This is a genomic window from Pseudomonas saudimassiliensis (assembly GCF_000939975.1).
Taxonomy (GTDB): Bacteria; Pseudomonadota; Gammaproteobacteria; order Pseudomonadales; family Pseudomonadaceae; genus Halopseudomonas; species Halopseudomonas saudimassiliensis.
This window is the reverse complement of record NZ_LK391969.1, coordinates 154,754-177,521: the sequence shown is the minus strand read 5'-3', so window position 1 is coordinate 177,521 and position 22,768 is coordinate 154,754. Positions and strand designations below refer to the sequence as shown.

The 22,768-nt window shown below is 62.5% G+C and carries 26 protein-coding genes; 14 read left to right on the top strand and 12 right to left on the bottom strand.

Annotated features, from left to right (window positions below):
- Positions 1-100 precede the first annotated feature (100 nt).
- On the top strand, positions 101-1,237 hold the full coding sequence (locus tag VG99_RS00895; protein ID WP_044497793.1) for a S1C family serine protease: 1,137 nt from the start codon (positions 101-103) through the stop codon (positions 1,235-1,237).
- 15 nt (positions 1,238-1,252) lie between these two features.
- Here the strand turns inward: VG99_RS00895 and hisC are convergent, their stop codons facing one another.
- The 10 genes from hisC to VG99_RS00845 all read right to left on the bottom strand — a co-directional run bounded on the left by hisC (position 1,253) and on the right by VG99_RS00845 (position 9,043).
- Positions 1,253-2,311, bottom strand: a complete 1,059-nt coding sequence (hisC, locus tag VG99_RS00890) for a histidinol-phosphate transaminase (protein ID WP_044497792.1) — start codon at positions 2,309-2,311, stop codon at positions 1,253-1,255.
- Positions 2,312-2,433: 122 nt separating this feature from the next.
- On the bottom strand, positions 2,434-3,762 hold the full coding sequence (gene hisD, locus VG99_RS00885) for a histidinol dehydrogenase (RefSeq protein WP_044497791.1): 1,329 nt from the start codon (positions 3,760-3,762) through the stop codon (positions 2,434-2,436).
- A 32-nt stretch (positions 3,763-3,794) separates the two neighbouring features.
- On the bottom strand, positions 3,795-4,436 hold the full coding sequence (hisG, locus tag VG99_RS00880) for an ATP phosphoribosyltransferase (RefSeq protein WP_044497790.1): 642 nt from the start codon (positions 4,434-4,436) through the stop codon (positions 3,795-3,797).
- Between the two features lie 10 nt (positions 4,437-4,446).
- Complete coding sequence (gene murA, locus VG99_RS00875) at positions 4,447-5,712, bottom strand: UDP-N-acetylglucosamine 1-carboxyvinyltransferase (RefSeq protein ID WP_044497789.1); 1,266 nt, start codon at positions 5,710-5,712, stop codon at positions 4,447-4,449.
- A 25-nt stretch (positions 5,713-5,737) separates the two neighbouring features.
- Positions 5,738-5,974, bottom strand: coding sequence for a BolA family protein (locus VG99_RS00870; protein ID WP_044497785.1), 237 nt, complete (start codon positions 5,972-5,974; stop codon positions 5,738-5,740).
- Positions 5,961-6,305 carry an STAS domain-containing protein gene (locus VG99_RS00865; RefSeq protein WP_044497783.1) on the bottom strand — a complete coding sequence of 115 codons (345 nt, stop codon included), beginning with the start codon at positions 6,303-6,305 and terminating at the stop codon, positions 5,961-5,963. Before VG99_RS00865 ends, VG99_RS00870 begins: the two co-directional genes overlap by 14 nt.
- Complete coding sequence (locus VG99_RS00860) at positions 6,302-6,949, bottom strand: MlaC/ttg2D family ABC transporter substrate-binding protein (RefSeq protein ID WP_044497781.1); 648 nt, start codon at positions 6,947-6,949, stop codon at positions 6,302-6,304. The genes VG99_RS00865 and VG99_RS00860 overlap by 4 nt, the downstream gene beginning before the upstream one ends.
- Positions 6,950-6,962: 13 nt before the next feature.
- Positions 6,963-7,427, bottom strand: a complete 465-nt coding sequence (mlaD, locus tag VG99_RS00855; protein WP_044497779.1) for an outer membrane lipid asymmetry maintenance protein MlaD — start codon at positions 7,425-7,427, stop codon at positions 6,963-6,965.
- An 18-nt stretch (positions 7,428-7,445) separates the two neighbouring features.
- A complete protein-coding gene (gene mlaE / locus VG99_RS00850) occupies positions 7,446-8,228 on the bottom strand; it encodes a lipid asymmetry maintenance ABC transporter permease subunit MlaE (protein WP_044497778.1) in 783 nt (260 codons plus the stop codon).
- Positions 8,225-9,043: an ATP-binding cassette domain-containing protein gene (locus tag VG99_RS00845; protein ID WP_044497776.1), complete on the bottom strand. Its 819-nt coding sequence runs from the start codon at positions 9,041-9,043 to the stop codon at positions 8,225-8,227. The genes mlaE and VG99_RS00845 overlap by 4 nt, the downstream gene beginning before the upstream one ends.
- 200 nt (positions 9,044-9,243) lie before the next feature.
- Between VG99_RS00845 and VG99_RS00840 the strand changes: the two genes are divergently transcribed.
- From VG99_RS00840 to VG99_RS00795, 10 genes are all read left to right on the top strand, one after another.
- Entirely contained in the window at positions 9,244-10,215 is a 972-nt protein-coding gene (locus tag VG99_RS00840; protein WP_044497773.1) for a KpsF/GutQ family sugar-phosphate isomerase, read from the top strand.
- Positions 10,212-10,742: a KdsC family phosphatase gene (locus VG99_RS00835; protein ID WP_044497771.1), complete on the top strand. Its 531-nt coding sequence runs from the start codon at positions 10,212-10,214 to the stop codon at positions 10,740-10,742. Before VG99_RS00840 ends, VG99_RS00835 begins: the two co-directional genes overlap by 4 nt.
- Positions 10,739-11,311, top strand: a complete 573-nt coding sequence (gene lptC / locus VG99_RS00830; RefSeq protein WP_052508643.1) for an LPS export ABC transporter periplasmic protein LptC — start codon at positions 10,739-10,741, stop codon at positions 11,309-11,311. The genes VG99_RS00835 and lptC overlap by 4 nt, the downstream gene beginning before the upstream one ends.
- On the top strand, positions 11,298-11,834 hold the full coding sequence (gene lptA, locus VG99_RS00825; protein WP_044497769.1) for a lipopolysaccharide transport periplasmic protein LptA: 537 nt from the start codon (positions 11,298-11,300) through the stop codon (positions 11,832-11,834). The genes lptC and lptA overlap by 14 nt, the downstream gene beginning before the upstream one ends.
- The gene (gene lptB, locus VG99_RS00820; RefSeq protein ID WP_044497767.1) at positions 11,821-12,546 is read left to right on the top strand and encodes an LPS export ABC transporter ATP-binding protein; all 726 of its coding nucleotides are present in this window, start codon (positions 11,821-11,823) and stop codon (positions 12,544-12,546) included. The genes lptA and lptB overlap by 14 nt, the downstream gene beginning before the upstream one ends.
- A gap of 84 nt (positions 12,547-12,630) precedes the next feature.
- Positions 12,631-14,130: an RNA polymerase factor sigma-54 gene (locus tag VG99_RS00815; RefSeq protein WP_044497761.1), complete on the top strand. Its 1,500-nt coding sequence runs from the start codon at positions 12,631-12,633 to the stop codon at positions 14,128-14,130.
- 96 nt (positions 14,131-14,226) lie between these two features.
- On the top strand, positions 14,227-14,535 hold the full coding sequence (gene hpf / locus VG99_RS00810; RefSeq protein WP_044497760.1) for a ribosome hibernation-promoting factor, HPF/YfiA family: 309 nt from the start codon (positions 14,227-14,229) through the stop codon (positions 14,533-14,535).
- A gap of 21 nt (positions 14,536-14,556) precedes the next feature.
- Positions 14,557-15,012 (top strand): PTS IIA-like nitrogen regulatory protein PtsN, encoded by a 456-nt coding sequence (gene ptsN / locus VG99_RS00805; RefSeq protein ID WP_044497759.1) that lies wholly within the window; start codon positions 14,557-14,559, stop codon positions 15,010-15,012.
- 5 nt (positions 15,013-15,017) lie between these two features.
- Positions 15,018-15,872: an RNase adapter RapZ gene (rapZ, locus tag VG99_RS00800; protein WP_044497757.1), complete on the top strand. Its 855-nt coding sequence runs from the start codon at positions 15,018-15,020 to the stop codon at positions 15,870-15,872.
- Positions 15,869-16,147: an HPr family phosphocarrier protein gene (locus VG99_RS00795; RefSeq protein ID WP_044497755.1), complete on the top strand. Its 279-nt coding sequence runs from the start codon at positions 15,869-15,871 to the stop codon at positions 16,145-16,147. Before rapZ ends, VG99_RS00795 begins: the two co-directional genes overlap by 4 nt.
- A gap of 44 nt (positions 16,148-16,191) precedes the next feature.
- On the opposite strand, the gene pmbA is transcribed toward VG99_RS00795, so the two are convergent.
- Positions 16,192-17,550, bottom strand: coding sequence for a metalloprotease PmbA (pmbA, locus tag VG99_RS00790; protein ID WP_044497753.1), 1,359 nt, complete (start codon positions 17,548-17,550; stop codon positions 16,192-16,194).
- Positions 17,551-17,645: 95 nt separating this feature from the next.
- Between pmbA and yjgA the strand changes: the two genes are divergently transcribed.
- From yjgA to egtB, 3 genes are all read left to right on the top strand, one after another.
- The gene (gene yjgA, locus VG99_RS00785; RefSeq protein WP_044497751.1) at positions 17,646-18,170 is read left to right on the top strand and encodes a ribosome biogenesis factor YjgA; all 525 of its coding nucleotides are present in this window, start codon (positions 17,646-17,648) and stop codon (positions 18,168-18,170) included.
- A gap of 82 nt (positions 18,171-18,252) precedes the next feature.
- Positions 18,253-19,227: an L-histidine N(alpha)-methyltransferase gene (gene egtD, locus VG99_RS00780; protein WP_052508642.1), complete on the top strand. Its 975-nt coding sequence runs from the start codon at positions 18,253-18,255 to the stop codon at positions 19,225-19,227.
- Positions 19,228-20,436, top strand: coding sequence for an ergothioneine biosynthesis protein EgtB (egtB, locus tag VG99_RS00775; protein WP_044497749.1), 1,209 nt, complete (start codon positions 19,228-19,230; stop codon positions 20,434-20,436).
- Between the two features lie 349 nt (positions 20,437-20,785).
- Here egtB and VG99_RS00770 read toward each other — a convergent pair whose 3' ends face one another.
- Positions 20,786-22,591: a phenylacyl-CoA dehydrogenase gene (locus VG99_RS00770; protein ID WP_044497747.1), complete on the bottom strand. Its 1,806-nt coding sequence runs from the start codon at positions 22,589-22,591 to the stop codon at positions 20,786-20,788.
- Positions 22,592-22,768 lie beyond the last annotated feature (177 nt).

The window sequence follows — 22,768 nt, the reverse complement described above, 5'->3', positions numbered from 1 at the left end:
CATGGATACAAGAGTTCAATACGTATCTGCACATTGGCTTAAATCTCTCTATAATGGCGGCCTGTGATTAATTCAACATGACCGCACTTCAGGTGTCCCGATGAAAGAGTTTCTGCGCAATCTGGGCTGGCCTGCCGTATGCGGCCTGTTAATAGCATTGCTCATCATGCAGCAATTTCCGCACTGGCTTGGCTTCCCGGCGAATTCTGCCGCGATACCCGCCGCGCTTGCCTTGCCCAGCAGCAGCGGCGGGGTGGTGTCTTATAGCGAGGCAGTAGCCAAGGCAGCACCCGCAGTGGCCAATATCTTCACCACCAAGCAGATCCCCAGCCGCGATAATGCGCCCTTCGGCGATTCGACCCTGCGCGACTATGCCGACACCCTGCCTGCGCCAGCGCGGCGGCAATCCAGCCTCGGGTCGGCGGTCATCCTGCGCAGCGACGGTTACCTTTTGACCAATAACCACGTCGTCGCCGATGCCGACGAAATTCTTATCGCCCTGCGCGACGGCCGTGAAGCCATCGCCAAACTGATCGGCACCGACCCGGAGACCGACCTGGCGGTACTCAAGATCGATCTGCCGGACCTGCCCGCCGCGACCATCACTCCGGAAGAGCAGCCCGCGACAGGCGATGTGGTCATGGCCATCGGCAACCCCTTTGGCCTGGGCCAGACGGTGACCATGGGTATTATCAGTGCCACCGGCCGCAACCAGCTGGGCCTCAACACCTACGAGGACTTCATCCAGACTGACGCGGCTATCAACCAGGGCAACTCCGGCGGCGCGCTGATTGACGCCCACGGCCGCCTGATCGGCATCAATACTGCCATTTTTTCCCAGTCCGGCGGCTCCCAGGGCATCGGCTTCGCCATCCCTGCGCATCTGGCCGTTGATGTCATGGAAGAGATCATCGAGCGTGGCCGGGTCATCCGCGGCTGGCTGGGCGTGGAGGTTCAGCCGCTGACCAGCGACCTGGCGGAATCCTTCGGCCTGGTCCAGACCGAAGGCATCGTAGTTTCCGGCCTGTACCGTAACGGTCCGGCCTGGAGCGCCGGTCTGCGGCCGGGGGATGTGATCTTGCGGATTGATGACAAGGCCATTGTCCATGGCCGTCATGCAATGAATCAGGTGGCCCGGGCCAAGCCCGGTTCCACGGTCGAGCTCGAGGTGCTGCGCAATGGCGAACCAATGAGCTTCACGGCCGAGGTGGGCGTGCGGCCCACCTTCGGCTCCTGACGGGGCGCAAGCCCCTCAGTCGATCAGCGTATCGAGCGCCAGCAGCAGCGCCTGATTCTGCTCCGGCGTACCCACGGTAATCCGCAGGAACTGCTCGATACGCGGCTGGCGGAAGTGCCGCACTATCACCCGCTGCGCCCGCAGGCCGGCGGCCAGTTCCGCGGCGTCGTACCCTGGGTGGCGGGCCAGCACGAAGTTGGCCGCCGACGGTAATACCTGGAAGCCCCGCTCCACCAGCCCCTTGGTCAAGGCATCGCGACTGCTTATCACCGCCTGGCGAGTCTGCTCGAAATAGGCCTGGTCGGCGAAAGCAGCGGTCGCCCCGACAATCGCCAGGCGATCCAGCGGATAGGAGTTGAAGCTGTTCTTGATTCGCTCAAGCGCCTCGATCAGATCCGGGTGACCGACTGCCAGGCCTACCCGCAGACCGGCCAGTGAACGTGACTTGGACAGCGTCTGGGTGACCAGCAGGTTCGGGTAGCGATCCACCAGGGCAACGGCCGTCTCGCCGCCGAAATCGATATAGGCCTCATCGACCACCACCACCGAATCCGGGTTGGCCTGGAGAATCTGCTCGATACCGGCCAGCGGCAACAGCATGCCAGTGGGCGCGTTGGGGTTGGGGAAGATGATGCCGCCGTTCTCGCCCTGGTAATCCTCGGGGCGGATACTGAAATCCTCTGCCAGCGGCAGGGCCTTCGCCTCGATCCCGTAGAGCCCGCAGTAGACCGGGTAGAAACTGTAGCTGATATCCGGCATCAGCACCGGCCGGCCGTGCTGGAACAGACCATGGAAGATATGCGCCAGCACTTCGTCAGAACCGTTGCCGACGAACACCTGGGCTGCGGTCACGCCATAGTAACGGGCGATCTGCTCCTTCAACTGGTCCGCATTGGGCGCGGGGTACAGCCGCAGGCTGGCATCCAGCTGGCCGCGAATCGCCTCGACCACCTCAGGCGACGGGCCATAGGGGTTCTCGTTGGTATTGAGCTTGATCAGGTTATCCAGCTTGGGCTGCTCGCCCGGCACGTAGGGCACCAGATCCTTTACAAAGGGGCTCCAGAAACGACTCACGGTAGTACTCCAGAAAACGGGTGGTTCAAGGTTGGGAGCCTTCGACGGCAGGCTATACGCTTTTAGCTGGAGCCGAAGGGCCCGCTGCGCGGGCCAGCGCGCCGAGGCGACGCTCCTACAGCTTATGGCTTGTCGCTTGGGGCCGCTGCTATCCGGTATTCCGCACTGCGTGCATGGGCAGTAAGGCTTTCGCCACGGGCCAGCACCGAGGCCGTCTTCGCCAATTCCGAGGCGCCTTCTGGGGAGCAGAAGATGACCGAGGAACGTTTCTGGAAGTCATAGACTCCCAGCGGAGACGAGAACCGGGCGGTGCCGGAGGTCGGCAGTACGTGGTTCGGGCCGGCGCAGTAGTCGCCCAGCGCCTCAGGGGTGAAGCGGCCCATGAAGATGGCGCCAGCGTGGCGGATCTGCGGCAGCATGGCATCGGGGTCAGCCACCGACAATTCCAGGTGTTCGGGCGCGATGCGGTTGGACACTTCGCAGGCCTGCTCCAGACTGTCAACCTTGATCAGCGCGCCACGGCTTTCCAGGGAGATGCGCACCATATCGCTGCGCTCCAGGGTGCCGAGCAGCTTGTTCAAGCTGGCTTCCACCGCATCGAGGAACTGCCCATCCGGCGACAGCAGGATGGCCTGGGCGTCTTCGTCATGCTCGGCCTGGGAGAACAAGTCCATGGCGATCCAGTCGGGGTCGGTCTGACCGTCGCAGATCACCAGGATTTCCGAGGGCCCGGCGATCATGTCGATGCCGACCTTGCCGAACACCGCACGCTTGGCCGTGGCCACATAGATATTGCCCGGGCCGACAATCTTGTCCACACCTGGGATGCTCTCAGTGCCATAGGCCAGCGCAGCGACGGCCTGGGCACCGCCCACGGTGAACACCCGGTCAACGCCGGCCAGGCAGGCCGCGGCCAGGACCAGCTCGTTGATCTCGCCCCGTGGGGTCGGCACCACCATGACCACTTCCGGTACGCCAGCGACCTTGGCCGGAATGGCATTCATCAGCACCGAGGACGGGTAGGACGCCTTGCCGCCCGGCACATACAGGCCAACCCGGTCCAGCGGGGTAACCTGCTGACCCAGCACGGTGCCATCGGCCTCGGTATAGCGCCAGGACGCCTGGCGCTGATGCTCGTGGTAGACCCGCACCCGCTCGGCTGCCACTTCCAGCGCCTGGCGCTGTTCGGTGGTGATGCGCTCCAGCGCCAGTTCCAGGCGTGCCCGGTCCAGGGTCAGGTCAGCCATGCTGGCGACCTTGAGACCGTCGAACCGGGCAGTGTATTCGACCACCGCCGCGTCACCGCGCTGGCGCACAGCGGCGATGATTTCCTCGACCCGCTCATTGACCGCCTTGTCGGACACCCCTTCCCACGCCAGCAAACCGTCGAGATGATGGTTGAAATCAGCCTGATTGACATCCAGACGGGCGATTTTCAACGGCGTGTTCATGGTGAATTCCTCAAAGTGGTCAGGTAGGTACTTCAGTTGGCGCGACGCTCAACGGCCTCGGCCAGCAGGTCAATCAACGCCTTGATACGGGCGTGCTTCATTTTCATCGAGGCCTTGTTGACGATCAGCCGCGAACTGATGTGAGCAATCAATTCCTGCGGCTCCAGGCCGTTGGCCTTGAGGGTGTTGCCGGTATCGACCACGTCGATGATCTTGTCGGCCAACCCCACCAGCGGCGCAAGCTCCATGGAGCCATACAGCTTGATCAGCTCCACCTGGCGGCCCTGCTCGGCATAGTAACGACGGGCGACATTGACGAACTTGGTCGCCACCCGCAGGCGCCCCTTGGGCTCGGGCGTATCCACCGGGCCGGCGGTCATCAGCCGGCAATTGGCAATCTTCAGGTCCAGCGGCTCGTACAGCCCCTGGCTGCCGTATTCCATGAGGACATCCTTGCCCGCCACGCCCAGATCGGCGGCGCCCTGCTCGACATAGGTCGGCACGTCGGTGGCGCGCACGATCAGCAGACGCACGTCCGGATCGCTGGTACTGAAGATCAGCTTACGGCTCTTGTCCAGGTCTTCCACCGGCTCGATACCCGCCAGCTTGAGCAGCGGCAGGGTGTCGTCCAGGATGCGGCCCTTGGACAGGGCGATAGTCAGGCTATTGCTCATGTAAACCCTCTCAAGCAGAAACGCGGCGGATGGCGGCACCCAGCATCTGCAGCTTTTCTTCAATACATTCGTAACCGCGATCGATGTGGTAGATGCGGTCGACCAGGGTATCGCCGTCGGCCCACAGGGCTGCAATCACCAGGCTGGCGGAGGCTCGCAGGTCGGTGGCCATGACCGGTGCGCCCTTGAGCTTCTCGACCCCGGTGATGATGGCGGTGTTGCCCTCCACCTGGATCTGCGCACCCATGCGACCCATTTCCTGCACGTGCATGAAACGGTTCTCGAACACGGTCTCGATCACGGTGCCGGTCCCTTCGGCCACGGCGTTCATCGCCATGAACTGGGCCTGCATATCGGTCGGGAACGCGGGATACGGCGCGGTACGCAGGTTCACCGCGCGGGCGCGGTTGCCCTTCATGTCCAGACTTACCCAGTTCTTACCGGTATCGATCTGCGCACCGGCTTCTTCCAGCTTCAGCAACACGGCTTCGAGGATCGACGGATCGGTATCCTTGAGCTTGACGCGGCCGCGGGTGGCGGCGCCGGCCACCAGGAAGGTGCCGGTTTCGATGCGATCGGGCATGACCGAGTAGGTAGCACCGTGCAGGCGCTTGACGCCGTCGATGGTGATGGTATCGGTGCCGTGACCCTGGATCTGCGCGCCCATGGCGATCAGGCATTCCGCCAGGTCCACCACTTCAGGCTCGCGCGCGGCGTTCTGGATCACGGTCTGGCCGCGGGCCAGGGTGGCCGCCATGAGGATATTCTCGGTACCGGTCACACTCACGGTATCGAAGAAGTAGTGCGCGCCACGCAGGCCGCCTTCCGGCGCGCGGGCCTTGATATAGCCGCCTTCCACGGTGATCTCGGCGCCCATGGCCTCGAGACCGCGGATGTGCAGATCCACCGGCCGCGAGCCGATGGCGCAGCCGCCGGGCAGGGCCACTTCGGCGTAGCCGAAATGCGCGACCATGGGTCCCAGCACCAGAATGGAGGCGCGCATGGTTTTTACCAGCTCGTAGGGCGCGACCAGGGTGGTGATACTGGTCGGGTTCACTTCGACGTTGAGCTTGTCACCCACCACCGGTTGCACACCCATGCGACCGAACAACTCGATCATGGTGGTAATGTCGTGCAGGTGCGGCAGGTTGCAGATAGTGACGGCTTCGTCGGCCAGCAGGGTCGCCGCCAGGATCGGCAGGGCCGAGTTCTTGGCGCCGGAAATGCGGATCTCGCCATCCAGGCGGTTACCGCCGGTGATCATCAATTTGTCCATACGGGTTCTCTTGTGCTGGGTCCGCTTACCGGTTAGCCCAGGCCTCACGGGTAAAAAATTTCATGGTGACCGCATGGATGCTGCCGTCGGCAATCGGGCCGTTGAGCAGCGCATAGACCTGTTGCTGACGCTTGACCGGCGACAGCGCCGCCAATTCGTCGCTGATCAGCAACAGCTGGAAGTTACAGCCCTCGCCGTCTACTTCCACCTGGGTATTGGGCAACTGCTGCTCCAGCAGATTCTTCACTTCACTGGCCTGCATGGGGTATCTCCGTTGTGCTGCCATTGCTGGCAGAAAGTGTTTCCAGCCAGTCGTCCAGGCCACAGACCGCCGCCATGCTCAACAGGCCGGCTGGCAGTCCGATGGTCTGCAACTGGACCTTGCTCTGTTGCGCCGCGCGGGCGGCAGCCAGCAGCAGTGACAGACCGACGCTGTTGACGCGGGTCACGCCTGACAGGTCGAGGGTGACCTGCTTGCCCGCGGAAGCGGCCAGGTAGGTATCGAGCGCCTCGCGCACCGGGATGGCGCTGACAAAATCCAGCTCGCCCTCCAGCCGCAGCTGCTCGCCCTCCGGTACCCAGCGCGCGGTCACTCGCCGGTCTCTTCTTCGACGATTTCCCGGGACTTGGCAACCACCCCACCCCAGTTGTCGATGACCGCGTCCAGGTCATTGCGATGGGTCTGCATGGCCTGGGCAAACTGGTCACGGAACAGCAGACCGATATTGATGCCCTCGACGATCACGTTGCGCACCTTCCACTGGCCGTCGATATTGGCCATGGTGTAGGTCACCTTGTAGACATTGCCGTCGTTGGCCTGCACTTCCATATCCACGCTGGCGCGCTGGTCGGTCTGCTGGGAGCCCTTGGCCGGCGGCAGGACATTGATCTTGCCGCTGTTGAATTCCAGCAGGGCATTGCCATAGAACTCGACCATGCTGCGCTTGAAGGTGTCGATGAACCGCTCCATCTGTTCGTCCGTGGCGCTGCGGCTGTAACGCACCGTCATCACGCTGCGGGCAATACCGTGGAAGTCGACCACCGGGTCGAGGATCTCGTTGAGCCCTTCAAGAAACGCATTGGAATCCTGCTTGTACAGGTCGCGGTTGGCGTCCAGCACTTCCATGACCCGCACGGAGGTATCTTCCACTACCTGCTGGGGAGTGGCTGCGGCGGCGTGGGCCAGCAGCGGCATGCTCAGTAACAGGGCCAGGCCCCAGGTCATGACATTGCGCATAAATTCTCTCCTGTTAGTCATCTTTGCTGACGGTGTTGAGCAAGAAGCGGCCGATCAGTTCCTCGAGCACCAGCGCCGATTGGGTATCGAGAATCTCGTCACCATCCTCCAGTACCAGCTCATCACCGCCTACAGAGATGCCGATGTATTTTTCACCCAGCAGACCAGCGGTCACGATCGAGGCCGTGCTGTCCGCCGGCAGGGTGTCCACATCGGCATTGATGGCCATCTCGACCAGGCCGGTGTACCGGTTCTTGTCGAAGGTGATGCGTTTGACCTGACCGATGGTCACGCCCGCCATGGTCACCTTGGAGCGGGCAGTCAGGCCGGACACGTTATCGAAGTGGGCATATACGGTATAGCTGTCCCCGCTGGTGCTCAGGGTCAGGCCGCTGACCCGCACGGCCAGTATCACCACGGCCAGCAATCCAGCCAGGATGAACAGGCCGACAGTCAATTCCAGTTTACGGGTGCGCATGGCAGTTTCCTTGGCTGATCAAAACATCAAAGCGGTGAGAATGAAATCCAGGCCCAGTACGGCCAGGGAGGCATAGACAACAGTGCGGGTGGTGGCCCGGCTGATGCCTTCGGACGTCGGCTCGCAGTCATAACCCTGGAAGACCGCGATCCAGGTCACCACAACGGCGAATACCAGGGCCTTGATCAGGCCATTGAGTACGTCCGCACTGAACAGTACCGAGTTCTGCATGTTGGACCAGTAGGAGCCGGAATAGACGCCCAGCCAGTCCACCGCGACCATGGCGCCACCCCAGATACCGACCACGCAGAAGATCAGCGACAGCAGCGGCAGGGAGATGAAGCCCGCCCACAGGCGCGGCGCAACAATGTATTTCAGCGGGTCGACGCCGATCATTTCCAGGCTCGACAACTGCTCGGTGGCCTTCATCAGGCCGATCTCGGCGGTCAACGCCGAACCGGCACGGCCAGCGAACAGCAGCGCGGTGACCACCGGCCCGAGTTCGCGCAGCAGCGACAGCGCGACCATCTGGCCGACCGCCTGCTCGGAGCCGTAGTCCTTGAGAATGTTGTAGCCCTGCAGCGCCAGCACCATGCCGATGAACACCCCGGACACGATAATGATCGCCAGCGACAGCACGCCCACGGCATACAGCTGCTTGAGCAGCAGGCCGAAGGGGTTGCCGAAGTTGGAGCGCCCGGTCAGCGCCTGGTAGAGAAAAATGCCGGAGCGGCCGATGGCAGCAACCAGGTCCAGGCCCGACCGGCCCAGCAGCGCTACCCGATCTGCAATGGTGCTCACGCCTTGCGCTCCTTCTGCAACAGCTCACCCATAAAGTCGGTGGCAGGAAAATGGAATGGCACCGGGCCGTCCGGCTCGCCCTGCATGAACTGGCGGATGCGCGGGTTATCGGAGTTCATCAGCTCATCCGGCGCGCCCTGCCCCAGCACCTGGCCATCGCCCACCACATAGAGGTAGTCGGCGATGCTGGCGGTTTCCGCCAGGTCGTGGGAGACCACGATGCTGGTCAGCCCCAGGGCGTCGTTGAGCAGCCGGATCAGCCGCACCAGCACCCCCATGGAAATCGGGTCCTGGCCGACGAAAGGTTCGTCGTACATCATCAGCTCAGGGTCCAGGGCGATGGCGCGGGCCAGGGCAACCCGGCGCTTCATGCCGCCGGACAGCTCGTCCGGCATCAGCCCGGTCGCACCGCGCAGCCCCACGGCCTGCAGCTTCAGCAGCACGATGTCGCGGATCATGTCCTCCGGCAACTGGGTATGCACCCGCAGCGGGAAGGCGACGTTCTCGAATACGTTCAGATCAGTGAACAGCGCTCCGCTCTGGAACAGCATGCCCATGTGCTCGCGGGCAGCAAACAGCTCTTCGCGCCCGAGCGCGGGAATGTTCTGGCCATTGACCAGGATGGCACCGCTGTCAGGGCGCAGTTGCGCCCCGATCAGGCGCAGCAGCGTCGTCTTGCCACAGCCCGATGGGCCCATGATGCCGGTAATCTTGCCGCGGGGAATCCGGATATCCACATTACGGAAAATAGTCCGCTCACCCCGCGTGAAGGTTACCTGCTGCAGGTCGACGATGAAATCCGATGATTCGGGCATAGTTATGGGCGGCCTTACCAGTTACCGGCGCAATGACGGAAAAAATGAACGGGGTAATATATCAGTTCCACCGAGGCATCCCAAGCTGCATGGTTTTCAATTGTTTCAGCGCTTCGCCTAATCCCGCCGGAACATCACAGATGAGCTGATCACAACAAACCGTTATACTCAGCGCTGACTGAAACCAGATAGCCGAGCCCATGCCCGAATTCGATTACACCGCTTCAGCGCAGCGCACCATCCGTATGGAACGTGATGCCGTCGACAGCCTGCTCACCCGGCTCGAAGGCCACTTCGACACCGCCTGCGCCACCCTCATCCAGTGCCCCGGGCGCATCGTCGTGACCGGCATGGGCAAATCGGGGCATGTCGGCCGCAAGATCGCCGCTACCCTGGCCAGCACCGGCTCGCCGGCGTTTTTCGTCCATCCCGGCGAAGCCAGTCATGGCGATATGGGCATGATCACCGCCCAGGATGTGGTCATCGCCCTGTCCAACTCGGGCAATACCGCCGAAGTGGTCACCCTGCTGCCGCTGATCAAGCGCCTCGGCATCCCGCTGATCAGCATTACCGGCAATCCCGACTCCACCCTGGCCAAGGCCGCCGTCGCCAACCTCAACACCGGCGTCGAGCAGGAAGCCTGCCCCTTGAACCTGGCACCCACTTCCAGCACCACCACGGCCCTGGTCATGGGTGACGCCCTGGCCATCGCGCTGCTCGAAGCCCGCGGCTTCAGCGCCGAGGATTTCGCCTTCTCGCATCCCGGTGGCAGTCTCGGCCGCCGCCTGCTGTTGCTGGTCGACGACATCATGCACAGCGGTCCGCAGATGCCCCTGGTATCGCCCGACACCCCGCTACGCGATGCACTGCTGGAAATGACCCGCAAGGGCCTGGGCCTGACCGGCATCACCGATACCGAAGGGCGGCTCGCCGGCATCTTCACGGACGGCGACTTGCGCCGCACCCTGGATCAGGACATCGACATCCGCAGCGCTCCCATCGAGCAGGTGATGACGCCGCGCTGCAAGACCGCCCGCCAGGGTGTGCTGGCGGCCGAGGCGCTGAAGATCATGGAGGACGGCAAGATCAGTGGGCTGTTCGTGGTGGACGGCGACGGTAAACCGGTCGGTGCGCTCAACATGCACGACCTGCTCAGAGCGGGGGTGGTATGAACACGGATCTGACATTGCTGGAACGGGCACGCAACATTCGTCTGGCGATCTTCGATGTGGACGGCGTGCTTACCGACGGGCGGCTGTACTTCATGCCCGACGGCACCGAGTTCAAGTCCTTCAATACCCTGGACGGCCACGGCATCAAGCTGCTGATCGCCTCCGGTGTGGAAACCGCCATCATCAGTGGCCGCAAGTCCCCACTGGTGGAACGTCGCGCCGCCAACCTCGGCATCCAGCACCTGATCCAGGGCCGCGAAGACAAGCTCACCGCCCTGGCTGAACTGCGCGCCAAGGTGCCGGTGGAGATGGAGCAGATCGCCTTTCTCGGTGATGATCTGCCGGACCTCCCGGTCATGCGCCGCGTGGGGCTGGGGATGGCGGTGGCCACCGCCGATACCTTCGTGCGCCAGCACGCCCATGGGGTGACCACCCATGCCGGGGGCGCCGGCGCGGCGCGGGAATTCTGCGAACTCATCATGCGCGCCCAGGGCACCCTGGACAGCGCCCAGGCTGCCTACCTGTGAAGATCCCCCGCTATCTCGTGACCGGCGGCATCGTTCTGCTCGCCGTGGCACTGGCATTGGCGGTGGGCTACTGGAACATCCGCCCGGCCACTTTCACGCCCCAGGTGATCCCGGACCCGCTGCAGCCTGACTTCTTCATGGAGAATGCGCGGATCCGCCAGCTCAACGAGCAGGGCCAGCCGGTGTACGACCTGACCAGCGTACGCGCAGCCCACCAGGTAGGCGATGACGTGACCGAGCTGGATGATCCCAAACTGCTGTACTACCGCGAAGGCGAGCAGCAGCCCTGGGATGTGCAGGCCCGTTATGGCGAAGTCAGTGCGGGCGGCGATCAGGTGAATCTTCGCCAGAATGTGGTGATCGAACAGCAAGTGGAAGGCCAGCCGGTGCGGCGCCTGTCGACCCCGGCGCTGAGCATCTTCCCCGACCGGCATTTTGCCGAGACCGACCGGAGTGTCAGAATCGAGGCCGCCAATGGCGTGACCACAGCCACCGGTATGGAAGCGAATTTCAACGACGGCCGCATCAAGTTGCTGTCCAACGTAAGAGGCGAACATGACGCGCTTTAGACTCATCTGCCTGGCCCTGCTGACCGGCGCGGCCGCGCCGGCCCTGGCCCTGCCCGACGATGCCAACCAGCCGATCCGCATCCAGGCCAATGCCGCCACCCTGGATGACCGCCGCAGCACCGCCGTCTATACCGGCAACGTCATCATTACCCAGGGCAGCATGCGCCTGACCGGCAACCGCGTGACGCTGACCACCAATGATGCCGGTGACGTCAGCAAGGTCGTCTCCGTGGGCTCGCCGGCCACCTACCGCCAGCAACCCGAGGCCGACGGCAACCCCGTGGACGCCCGCGCCCAGACCATCGAATACCATGCCGCCGACGACCGCGTGGTGCTGATCGACCAGGCCTTCCTCGAACAGGGCGGCAATACCTTCCAGGGTCAGCGCGTCAGCTACGACATCAGCCGCCAGGTCGTGGATGCCGGCCGCGCCGATGCCAGCGAAGGCGATAACGCCGAACGCATTGAAATCATCATCCAGCCACGCAAGCGTACCGAGCCGGCCACCAATGACGAAACTTGAAGCCCGCCACCTGGCCAAGGCCTATAAAACCCGCAAGGTCGTGCAGGATGTCTCCCTGTCGATCAACAGCGGCGAGGTAGTCGGCCTGCTCGGCCCCAACGGCGCCGGCAAGACCACCTGTTTCTACATGATCGTCGGCCTGGTCAAGGCCGACCAGGGCAACATCCTGATCAACGGCCAGGATGTGACCCGCCTGCCGATGCACGGCCGGGCGCGCCAGGGCATCGGTTACCTGCCCCAGGAAGCGTCCATCTTCCGCAAGCTCAGCGTGGCCGACAACATCATGGCGGTGCTGGAAACCCGCAAGGACCTGAACCGCAAGGGGCGCGAAGGCAAGCTTGATTCGCTGCTGCGCGAGTTTCATATCCATCATCTGCGCGACAGTGCCGGCATGAGCCTGTCTGGCGGCGAGCGCCGCCGCGCGGAGATTGCCCGGGCCCTGGCTACCGATCCGCAGTTCATTCTGCTGGACGAGCCCTTCGCCGGCGTCGACCCGATCTCGGTGAACGATATCAAGCAGATCATCCAGCACCTCAAGGACAAGGGCATCGGCGTGCTCATCACCGACCATAACGTGCGTGAGACCCTGGATATCTGTGACAAGGCCTACATCGTCAACGACGGCCATATCATCGCCGAGGGCGGTGCCGAGGAGGTGCTTGCCAACCAGCTGGTGCGGGACGTCTACCTTGGCCATGCCTTCCGTTTGTAAAAGCTCGGTGGAATGAGGCATGCTGATCCTGTTTCTGGTTGTCTCTCAATGGCTTGAACAGCGCACAAGGTAAATCGCAACACTATGAAACCATCGCTCGTCCTCAAGATGGGGCAGCAGCTGACCATGACTCCCCAGCTGCAGCAGGCCATCCGACTGCTCCAGTTGTCGAGCCTGGATCTCCAGCAGGAGGTGCAGGAAGCACTGGAAGCCAACCCCATGCTGGAAATGGCCGACGACGGCGATGACGACTTCGGCCCGGGCGCCGGCGACAGCAGCGGCAACGACGAGGCGCCTGCCACCACCCTGCCCGAGCCCGTCGAGCTGCAGACCATCGATCAGCACAGCCACAGCGAAGAAGACGGCAACTGGAACGAGCAGATCCCCAATGAGCTGCCGGTGGATACCCAGTGGGAGGACATCTACCAGACCTCTGCCAGCTCCCTGCCCAGCTCGGATGATGAGGACTGGGACTTCACCTCACGCACCGGCACCGGCGAGACCCTGCAGAGCCACCTGGAATGGCAGCTCAACCTGTTGCCGTTATCCGATACCGACTTCCAGATCGCCGTCGCCCTGATCGACGGCATCAACGCCGACGGCTACCTGGAAGAATCCCTGGAGGACATCCTCGCCTCCCTCGATCCAGCGCTGGAAGTAGAGCTGGATGAGGTGGAAATGGTGTTGCACCGGATCCAGCAGTTTGAACCGACCGGGGTTGGCGCCCGCAACCTGAGCGAATGCCTGCACCTGCAGTTGCAGCAGCTGCCGCCCTCCACCCCCTTGCTGGCAGAGGCGAAACGGGTGGTCCGTGATCACCTGGAGCTGCTCGGCAGCCGCGATTTTGCCCAGCTGATGCGCCGCTCCCGGCTCAAGGAAGACCAATTGCGCGACGTGGTGGCGCTGATCCAGACCCTCAACCCCCGGCCCGGTGGTGAAATCGCCTCTGGCGAAGCGGAATACGTCATTCCGGATGTGATCGTACGCCGCGACCAGAACCGCTGGATTGTCGAGCTGAACCAGGAAGCCGCGCCCAAGGTGCGGGTCAACAGCCAGTACGCCTCCATGGTCAAGCGGGCGGACAGCAGTACCGACAACACCTACCTGCGCAACCATCTGCAGGAGGCGCGCTGGTTCATCAAGAGCCTGCAGAGCCGCAACGAGACACTGATGAAGGTCGCCACGCAGATCGTCGAGCACCAGCGCGGCTTTCTCGAACATGGCGAAGAAGCCATGAAGCCGCTGGTGCTGCATGACATTGCCGAAGCCGTGGGCATGCACGAGTCGACCATTTCCCGGGTGACCACGCAGAAGTTCATGCACACCCCGCGGGGCATCTTCGAGCTCAAGTACTTCTTTTCCAGCCATGTCAGCACCAGCGAGGGCGGCGAATTCTCGTCCACGGCCATTCGCGCGCTGATCAAGAAGCTGGTCGCGGCGGAAAACCCGAAGAAACCATTGAGTGACAGCAAGATCGCTGGTCTACTTGAGGAACAAGGCATCCACGTGGCGCGACGCACCATCGCCAAATACCGCGAGTCGCTCAACATAGCACCATCAAGCGAGAGGAAAAGGCTGGTCTGACACGAGGTGGATCAAGGAAATCGGATACGAGAAGTGGCATCATTGGGGTAGCCGCCTCCGGCACCCCGGTCTATCAAGCCAATCAGGAGAAGTGTTATGCAAATGAACATCACTGGTCTTCAGCTCGATATCACCGACGCACTGCGTGACTATGTCACCGAGAAAATGGCCCGCCTGGAACGCCATTTCGACAAGATCATCAGCGTGCAAATCACCCTTCAAGTAGACAAGCTCCAGCAGAAGGCCGAAGGTACCCTGCATATTGCCGGCAACGACCTGGTTGCCGAAGCGGAACATACCGATATGTATGCCGCCATCGACCTGCTGGCCGACCGTCTGGACCGCCAGTTGATCAAACACAAGGAAAAACACATTGGCCGCCAGCAAGGCGTCAATGACCGGTAAGGCTATATAGCAAGCGAACCCATGCAGATAGATAACGTACTCACCCCCCAGCTCACCTTCACCGGTGTGCAGGGGGGCTCAAAGAAACGTGTGCTGGAGATGATCGGCAAGATGATCGCCCAGCACACCGACCTGGATGCCGATGCGATCTACGAGAGTCTGATCGCCCGGGAAAAGCTCGGCTCGACCGGCTTCGGCAACGGCATCGCCATCCCCCATTGCCGTCTGGAGCAATGCAGCCACGCCATAGGTGCATTGCTGCAGCTCGACGGTCGGATCGACTTCGACTCCCTGGACGGCGAGCCGGTCGATCTCATTTTCGTGCTGCTGGTGCCCCACGAGGCCACCGAGCAGCATTTGCAGATACTCAAGATGCTCGCCGAGAAACTTGACCAGGAAGATTTGCGCGAGGCCCTGCGACAGGCGCCGGATGCAGAGACCCTGTATCGGGTCATGGTCGGCACCAGCGGAGACTGACACTGATGCGTCTGGTTGTAGTCAGCGGACGATCCGGGTCCGGCAAGAGTACCGCCCTGCACCTTCTGGAAGATAACGGCTTCTACTGTATCGACAACCTCCCGGCAGGCCTGTTGCCGGAACTGGCCCGGCAGGCCAACAACACCGATCTGAGCTTGCCGAAGGTCGCCATCAGCATCGATGCGCGCAACCTGCCCAGCGATCTGCAGCGCTTCCCGGACCTGCTGAAGCAGGTGCGTGACGCTGGTATCCATTGTGATGTACTGTTTCTCGCCGCCACCGATGAAGTGCTGATCAAGCGGTTCTCGGAAACCCGCCGCAAGCATCCGCTGACTGACGGCAACCTGTCCCTCGGCGAGGCCATTGCAGCGGAGTTGAAGCTGCTCGAACCCATCATCGATCTGGCCAGCCTCAAGATCGACACCAGCCATTTGACGCTCTATCAGCTGCGCGACCTGCTCAAGCAGCGCCTGCTCAGCAGCCAGAGCAACAGCCCCTCGATCCTTATCCAATCCTTCGGCTTCAAGCGCGGCGTGCCGGTCGATGCCGACCTGGTGTTCGACGTGCGCTGCCTGCCCAACCCCTACTGGAAGCCGGATCTGCGGCCCTTTTCCGGCAAGGACCAGCAGATTCGGGATTACCTGGACGCCGAACCGGACGTCCAGGACATGTACCAGGACATCTTCCATTTCCTGCAGAAGTGGCTGCCGCGCTATGCCGCGGGCGAGCGCAGCTACATGAGCATCGGCATTGGCTGCACCGGCGGCCACCACCGCTCGGTGTATATCGCCGAGCGCCTGGTCAAGGAGCTCAGCGTGCACTCCTCCAACCTGCTCATTCGCCACCGGGACCTGCCATGACGCAGCTGACGCAACGCGTGCAAATCATCAACAAACTGGGTCTTCACGCCCGGGCGGCAGCCAAGTTTGTGGGTGTGGCCAAGCAGCATGACTGCGATGTCCGGGTCGGCGCTAGTGAACAGCAGTTGGTCGACGGCAAGAGCATTATGCAAGTCATGATGCTCGCCGCCAGCAAGGGCAGTGAAATCTGTATCCGCTGTGAGGGCGCGCAGGCCGAACAGGCCATGGAAGATCTCGTCGGCCTGGTCAACGACTACTTCGGCGAAGGAGAATAACCACAGCTGGAAGCTTGAAGTTAGAAGCTCCCGTTGGGGGCGCCTCAGGCGCCCCCAACGGTCATCCCATCAATCAACCAGCTGCCGGTCAGGTAGTTGCCGCGGCGTTCGATATCCGAGCCGACGCAGCGCAGGTTGGCGAACATGTCCTTCAGATTGCCGGCGATGGTGACTTCCCGTACCGGATGGCTGATCACACCGTTTTCGACCCAGAATCCGCCAGCACCGCGGGAGTAGTCCCCGGTCACGCCATTGACACCCTGCCCCATCAGCTCCGTCACCAGCAGGCCGGTGCCCATTTCCTGCAGCAGCGCCGGCAGGTCGCCGGCGTTGGAGTTGATATGCAGGTTGTGCACGCCGCCAGCATTGGCGGTGCTGGCCAACTTCAGCCGGCGCGCCGAATAGGTGCTCAATACCCAGCTCTGCAGTACACCCTGCTCAATGAAGCTCTGCGCGCGGGTGGCTAGGCCATCGCCGTCAAACCCGGCGCTGCCCAGAGCCTGGCGCAAATGGGGGCGCTCATCGATGGTCACCCACTCGGGGAATACCCGGGTGCCCATGGCGTCCAGCAGGAAGGTCGACTGGCGGTAGACCGCGCCCCCGGAAATCGAGCCGATCAACTGACCCAGCAACCCGGCGGCCTGGTCGGCGGCAAACAGCACCGGTACCTTGGCGGTTTTCACCGGTTTGGCGCCCAGCCGTGCCAGCGCCCGCTCGGCGGCTTTTTGCCCCAAGGCTTCGGGGTCCAGCAGACGCTCGGCCTTGCGGTCGACGGTATACCAGTAGTCCCGCTGCATGCCGTCTTCGGTGTTGACGATCAGCACCGCCGAGGCGCTGTGGCGCGTGCCCAGCGAACTGCCGATAAAGCCGTGACTGTTGCCATAGACCCGGCAGCCCTGCTGGCTGCTGATATTGGCGCTGTCGCTGCTTAACCGCGGGTCCATCGCCAGCGCCGCGGCTTCGCAGCGCAGCGCCCGCTCGATCGCCGCGTCGGCATCCAGGGCCCAGGGGTGATACAGATCCAGATCGGGAATATCCCGCGCCATCAGCTCGGCGTCGGCCAGGCCGGAGTACGGATCAGGAGAGGTGTTGCGGGCAATCACCAGCGCCGCCTCGACCGCCGCCCGGATGGCCTCGTCAGAGGTATCCGAGGTGCTGGCCGAGCCCTTGCGCTGGTCCAGATACAGGGTAATACCGAAACCCTGGTCCCGGTTCAGCTCGACTGTCTCGACTTCACCGCAGCGCACCCCCACCGACAGGCCGGTGTTCTGGCTGACGGCTACTTCACAGGCCGAAGCGCCCTGGCGGCGCGCCTCGTCGAGTATGAATGCCACGCGCTGTTCGAGTTGCTGGCACAGGGCACTGGGGTCGTCATCGTGCTGGACAGGAAGCTGTTCGGTCATGTGATCTCCTCGTAGGCGGCCATTGTACCCCGGACAGCCGGCCTGTGAACGGGTATCATGAGGCATTGAACAGAACCGGTGAACGGGCAGCAACCATGACAGATTTTCCTGAAGAACACGACAATGACGAGCTGGAAGACGAGAAGAGCAAAAGTCAGGTCAAACGCGAAATGCACGCCATGCAGGAGCTCGGCCGGCGCCTGACCGAGCTCAAGCCGCACCAGCTGGAAAAGCTGAACCTCACCGATGAGATGCGCAAGGCACTGGATGAAGCCCATCGCCACACCGCCCGGGGCGCCCTGAAGCGGCACTTGAGCTTTGTCGGCAAACTGATGCGCGACCAGGACGTCGAGGCGATCCAGGCCTACATCGACCGCCTCGACAGCAGCAGCCAGGCCCACGCCCAGTTCTTCCACCAGATGGAGCGCTGGCGCGACCGCCTGCTGACCGGCAAACCGGAGCAGCAGCAGGCGTTCATGGAAGCCTATCCCGATGCCGATCGCCAGACCATCCGGCAACTGGTGCGCCAGGCCACCAAGGAAGCAGCGGAAGGCAAACCACCGGCCGCCTCGCGCAAACTGTTCAAGCTGATCCGCGAGGTAGTGGAGAACGCGGAGTAAACCGCTGGCGGTGTAATGGCGATCTGCGGTGGGTGTGCTAGGTTCAAGAGACCGTTATGCGACCCCAACACAGGAACATGCCGTGAACACCGCCACGCCTCTTCCCCGCCTGGAGAATCTACTGCCACCGGATTGTGGCACTGAACACCAACAGCTTCTCGATGGACTGCTGCAACCCCAACCCAGCATCAACCCCAAATATTTCTACGACGATACCGGCTGCGAGCTGTTCACCCGCATCTGCGAGCTGGACGAGTATTACCTGACCCGCACCGAAGCGGCCATCTTCGAGCAGCACGCCGATGACATGAGCTCCGCCCTGGCCAATCACGCCCAGTGGATTGATCTGGGCTGCGGCGACTGCAGCAAGACCCGCCGCTGGTTGCAATACGTGACGCCAGCCCGGCTGATCGGCGTGGATATCGCTGGCGACTTCCTGCAGAGCTGCCTGGCTGACATTGCCAGTGAGCATCCCGATCTGGAGTGCATCGGCGTGGTCAGTGATTTCACCCGGCGCCTCGACCTCGCTGATCTGCTGGCTGAGGACGAAGCTAATCCCCCGGTCTTTTTCTATCCCGGCTCGTCCATCGGCAACTTCGCCGAGGCCGACGCCCTGCGCCTGCTGCAGGGTATCCGCAGTCACTGCGGCGACGAGGGTCAATTGCTGATTGGCGTGGATCTGGTCAAACCCGCGCACATTCTGCGGGCCGCCTATGATGACAGCGAGGGTGTGACCGCCGCCTTCAACCTCAATGTGTTGCAGGTCGCCAACCGCCTGCTGCATGCCGATTTCGATCCCGCCAACTTTGCCCATCAGGCGGTATACGATCCGGTGCATAACCGCATCGAAATGCGCCTGGTAGCGCAACGATCCCACCGCGTGCAATTGGCCGACCGGGAACGACGCTTCGAAGCTGGGGACTATATCCTTACCGAACATTCCCACAAGTACACCACCGATGGCTTCAGCGCACTGCTGGCCCGGGCCGGCTTCAACTGCCAGCATCTGTGGACCGACCCGCAGGAGTGGTTCGGCGTTTTTCTCGCGGAGTCCTGAATGACCTCTAGACCACCCTTTATCGAGGGCGCGGTGCTCAGCGCACGCTTCAGCCAGGTGCGCGAGTACAGCGTAGAATTGATCGAAGGCCTGTCGGCGGAGGACTGCCAGCTGCAGTCCTGCGCTGAAGCCAGCCCGCTGAAATGGCACCTGGCCCATACCAGCTGGTTTTTTGAAACCTTCGTGCTGGCGGCGCTGGCCGCCGCTCCCGAGCCTTTCGATCCCGCCTTCAAGGTGCTGTTCAATTCCTACTACGTTGGCGTGGGCGACCGCCATGCCCGGCCCGAGCGCGGCATGCTGTCCCGGCCGTCGCTCGAACAGGTGCTGGCCTACCGCAGCCACGTGGATCAGCACATGCAAGAGGCAATCGCGGCCGGGGCTTTATCCACTGAGTTGACAGCCCTGGTCGAATTGGGCCTCAACCATGAACAGCAGCACCAGGAACTGATGCTGACCGATCTCAAGCAGCATTTTTCCCGCAACCCGCTGTACCCGGCCTGGCGCCCCTCCGGCAAGGATCAGCATCCCGTGGCGGAGCCGCCGGCGAGCCGACTGGCATTCGACGGCGGCCTGGTCGAGGTGGGGCACGGGGCTGGCGGCTTCTGCTACGACAATGAGTTGCCGCGCCACCGGGTTTGGCTGGAGTCCTTCCAGTTGGCCAGCCGCAATGTAACCAACGGTGATTACCTGGCATTTATCCGCGATGGCGGTTATCAGCGGCCAGAGTTGTGGCTATCCGACGGTTGGGATCAGGTGGTCAGCGGCCAATGGCAAGCCCCGCTGTACTGGCAGCACCAGGAAGACGGCTGGCAGGTGTTCACCCTGCACGGGCTGCAACCCCTGGCCGATGACGCCACCCTGAGCCACATCAGCTTCTATGAAGCCGACGCCTATGCCCGCTGGGCGGGCGCGCGCCTACCCACGGAAGCGGAATGGGAGCATGCCGCCACCCACAGCGATCAGCTGCACGGCCTGTTTGATGAGGTCTGGCAATGGTGCAACAGCGCCTACCTGCCCTACCCCGGCTTCCAGCCCGCGGCCGGTGCGGTTGGGGAGTACAACGGCAAGTTCATGATCAACCAGATGGTGCTCCGCGGCGGCTCGCTGGCTACGCCAACGGGACATAGCCGGACGTCCTACCGCAACTTTTTCCCTGCCGGGGCCCGCTGGCAATTCAGCGGCGTACGCCTGGCCTGGGACGGCTTATAGGCGGATGCTGCGGGCGCTTGGTGAGCCTGGGTGCAAGTTGGTGGCGGTTATACGGACACGCCGTGAATACTTCCCTGTAGGCTCGCCCCTCGCTAACAATCGAAGCGGCAGGTAGCTTTTTTCAGCCAGCACACTTTCGACAAGTGCGTAGCCGGTTGGCCCTGGCCGGACCGTGTGATGGCCAGGGAAGGCCATCACACGAGCGCCCATGGACGGCCCGAGCGGGTCCGGTCAGGGCCAGCCGGCTATGCACAGACCACGCCCCCTCAGCCAACACCACACAACGCCAACAAAAAAGCCGCCCCGTTACCAGGAGCGGCTTTTAAAGATCAACTCAACTCTGGGAGGATCAGTACCCCAGCGAGAAGTTCTCTTCTTCCATGTCCATCAGGTTCGCGGAACCGGACAGCATGGCTTCCACGTGGGCGCGGGTGCGCGGCAGGATGCGCTGATAATAGAAGCGCGCAGTCTGCAGCTTGGCCTTGTAGAAGGCTTCGTCACCACCGCCGGCCGCCAGTTTCTCGGCAGCTACGCGGGCCATGTCGGCCCAGAAGTAGGCCAGGCAGACATAACCGGAATACATCAGGTAGTCCACCGACGCGGCGCCGACCATCTCCCGGTCCTTCATTGCGCTCATGCCGATCTTCATGGTGATATCGGCCCATTCCTTGTTCAGGGTGGCCAGCGGACCGACGAATTCCTGAACGGCCTCGTTGCCTTCCTGACCCTTGCAGAACTTGTGCACTATCTTGGTGAAGTTCTGCAGGGTAGCGCCCTGAGTCATCAGCACCTTGCGGCCGAGCAGGTCCAGCGCCTGGATGCCGGTGGTGCCTTCGTACAGCATGGAGATGCGCGAATCACGCACGTTCTGCTCCATGCCCCACTCGGAGATAAAACCGTGGCCGCCGTAGATCTGTACGCCATGGTTGGCTGCTTCGAAACCCACCTCGGTCATGAACGCCTTGGCGATCGGGGTGAGGAAGGCCAGCAGCGAGTCAGCATGCTTCTTCTGCTCTTCATCGGTGCTGCGCTTGATGATGTCCACCTGCTTGGCAGCGAAGTACACCATGGCGCGGTTGCCTTCGGCGAAGGCCTTCATGGTCAGCAGCATGCGGCGCACATCCGGATGCACGATGATCGGATCGGCGGGCTTCTCGGGGGCTTTCGGGCCGGTCAGGGCGCGCATCTGCAAACGCTCGCGGGCGTATTTGATACCACCCTGGAACGCCACTTCGGCGTGGGCCAGACCCTGCAGGGCGGTACCCAGACGCGCGGTGTTCATGAAGGTGAACATGCAGTTCAGACCCTTGTTCGGCGGGCCGATCAGGAAACCGGTAGCGCCGTCGAAGTTCATCACGCAAGTCGCGTTGCCGTGGATACCCATCTTGTGCTCCAGGGAGCCACAGGTAACCGCGTTACGCTCGCCATTCTCACCTTGGGCATTCGGCAACACCTTGGGCACGATGAACAGGGAGATACCCTTGGTGCCGGCGGGGGCATCGGGCAGGCGGGCCAGTACGATATGGACGATGTTCTCGGCCATATCGTGCTCACCGGAGGAGATGAAAATCTTGGTGCCGGAAATCTTGTAGCTGCCGTCGCCAGCCGGTTCGGCCTTGGTGCGCAGCATGCCCAGGTCGGTACCGCAATGGGGTTCGGTCAGGCACATGGTGCCGGTCCACTGGCCGGAGACCAGCTTGGTCAGGTACACCTGCTTCTGCTCGTCGGTGCCATGGGCTTCGATGGTGTTCATCGCGCCGTGGGACAGGCCCGGGTACATGCCCCAGGACCAGTTGGCCTGGCCAACCATTTCGCTCACTGCCAGACCCAGCGAGTCCGGCAGCCCCTGGCCGCCGTATTCGGGGTCGAGCGACAGGCTCGGCCAGCCGCCTTCAACAAACTGCTCGTAGGCTTCCTTGAAGCCGGTCGGCGTTTTCACGCCTTCAGGCGACCAGGTGCAACCTTCGGTATCGCCAACCCGGTTCAGCGGGGCAATGACCTGCTCACAGAATTTGGCACCTTCCTGGAGGATGGCATCAACCATGTCGGGGGTAGCGTCTTCGCATCCCGGCAGGCTGCTGTAATGTTCTTCATATCCCAGTACTTCGTCGCGCACGAAACGGATGTCGCGCAAGGGAGCCTTGTATTCTGGCATGGTGTACTGACCTCAACGATTATTTCAGGATTCGGAACGGCGACGAGCCGGACGGCCCATTCAAACACGTGTTTGAAACTTACGTTTCAGCCCAGGCAATGTCAAGCCCCGCCGGATGAAAAACCCGACGCAATGCTATCGAGATTAGCAGTAACACAGGGAGGCAGAGAATCAGTG

Coding starts and splice junctions, on each gene's coding strand:
- ptsN (WP_044497759.1), top strand. CDS start 14,557: ATGCAGATAGATAACGTACTCACCCCCCAGCTCACCTTCACCGGTGTG.
- lptB (WP_044497767.1), top strand. CDS start 11,821: ATGACGAAACTTGAAGCCCGCCACCTGGCCAAGGCCTATAAAACCCGC.
- hpf (WP_044497760.1), top strand. CDS start 14,227: ATGCAAATGAACATCACTGGTCTTCAGCTCGATATCACCGACGCACTG.
- hisG (WP_044497790.1), bottom strand. CDS start 4,436: ATGAGCAATAGCCTGACTATCGCCCTGTCCAAGGGCCGCATCCTGGAC.
- VG99_RS00895 (WP_044497793.1), top strand. CDS start 101: ATGAAAGAGTTTCTGCGCAATCTGGGCTGGCCTGCCGTATGCGGCCTG.
- murA (WP_044497789.1), bottom strand. CDS start 5,712: ATGGACAAATTGATGATCACCGGCGGTAACCGCCTGGATGGCGAGATC.
- hisD (WP_044497791.1), bottom strand. CDS start 3,762: ATGAACACGCCGTTGAAAATCGCCCGTCTGGATGTCAATCAGGCTGAT.
- VG99_RS00770 (WP_044497747.1), bottom strand. CDS start 22,591: ATGCCAGAATACAAGGCTCCCTTGCGCGACATCCGTTTCGTGCGCGAC.
- egtB (WP_044497749.1), top strand. CDS start 19,228: ATGACCTCTAGACCACCCTTTATCGAGGGCGCGGTGCTCAGCGCACGC.
- pmbA (WP_044497753.1), bottom strand. CDS start 17,550: ATGACCGAACAGCTTCCTGTCCAGCACGATGACGACCCCAGTGCCCTG.
- lptA (WP_044497769.1), top strand. CDS start 11,298: ATGACGCGCTTTAGACTCATCTGCCTGGCCCTGCTGACCGGCGCGGCC.
- yjgA (WP_044497751.1), top strand. CDS start 17,646: ATGACAGATTTTCCTGAAGAACACGACAATGACGAGCTGGAAGACGAG.
- mlaD (WP_044497779.1), bottom strand. CDS start 7,427: ATGCGCACCCGTAAACTGGAATTGACTGTCGGCCTGTTCATCCTGGCT.
- VG99_RS00815 (WP_044497761.1), top strand. CDS start 12,631: ATGAAACCATCGCTCGTCCTCAAGATGGGGCAGCAGCTGACCATGACT.
- VG99_RS00870 (WP_044497785.1), bottom strand. CDS start 5,974: ATGCAGGCCAGTGAAGTGAAGAATCTGCTGGAGCAGCAGTTGCCCAAT.
- VG99_RS00840 (WP_044497773.1), top strand. CDS start 9,244: ATGCCCGAATTCGATTACACCGCTTCAGCGCAGCGCACCATCCGTATG.
- rapZ (WP_044497757.1), top strand. CDS start 15,018: ATGCGTCTGGTTGTAGTCAGCGGACGATCCGGGTCCGGCAAGAGTACC.
- VG99_RS00795 (WP_044497755.1), top strand. CDS start 15,869: ATGACGCAGCTGACGCAACGCGTGCAAATCATCAACAAACTGGGTCTT.
- VG99_RS00860 (WP_044497781.1), bottom strand. CDS start 6,949: ATGCGCAATGTCATGACCTGGGGCCTGGCCCTGTTACTGAGCATGCCG.
- VG99_RS00845 (WP_044497776.1), bottom strand. CDS start 9,043: ATGCCCGAATCATCGGATTTCATCGTCGACCTGCAGCAGGTAACCTTC.
- VG99_RS00835 (WP_044497771.1), top strand. CDS start 10,212: ATGAACACGGATCTGACATTGCTGGAACGGGCACGCAACATTCGTCTG.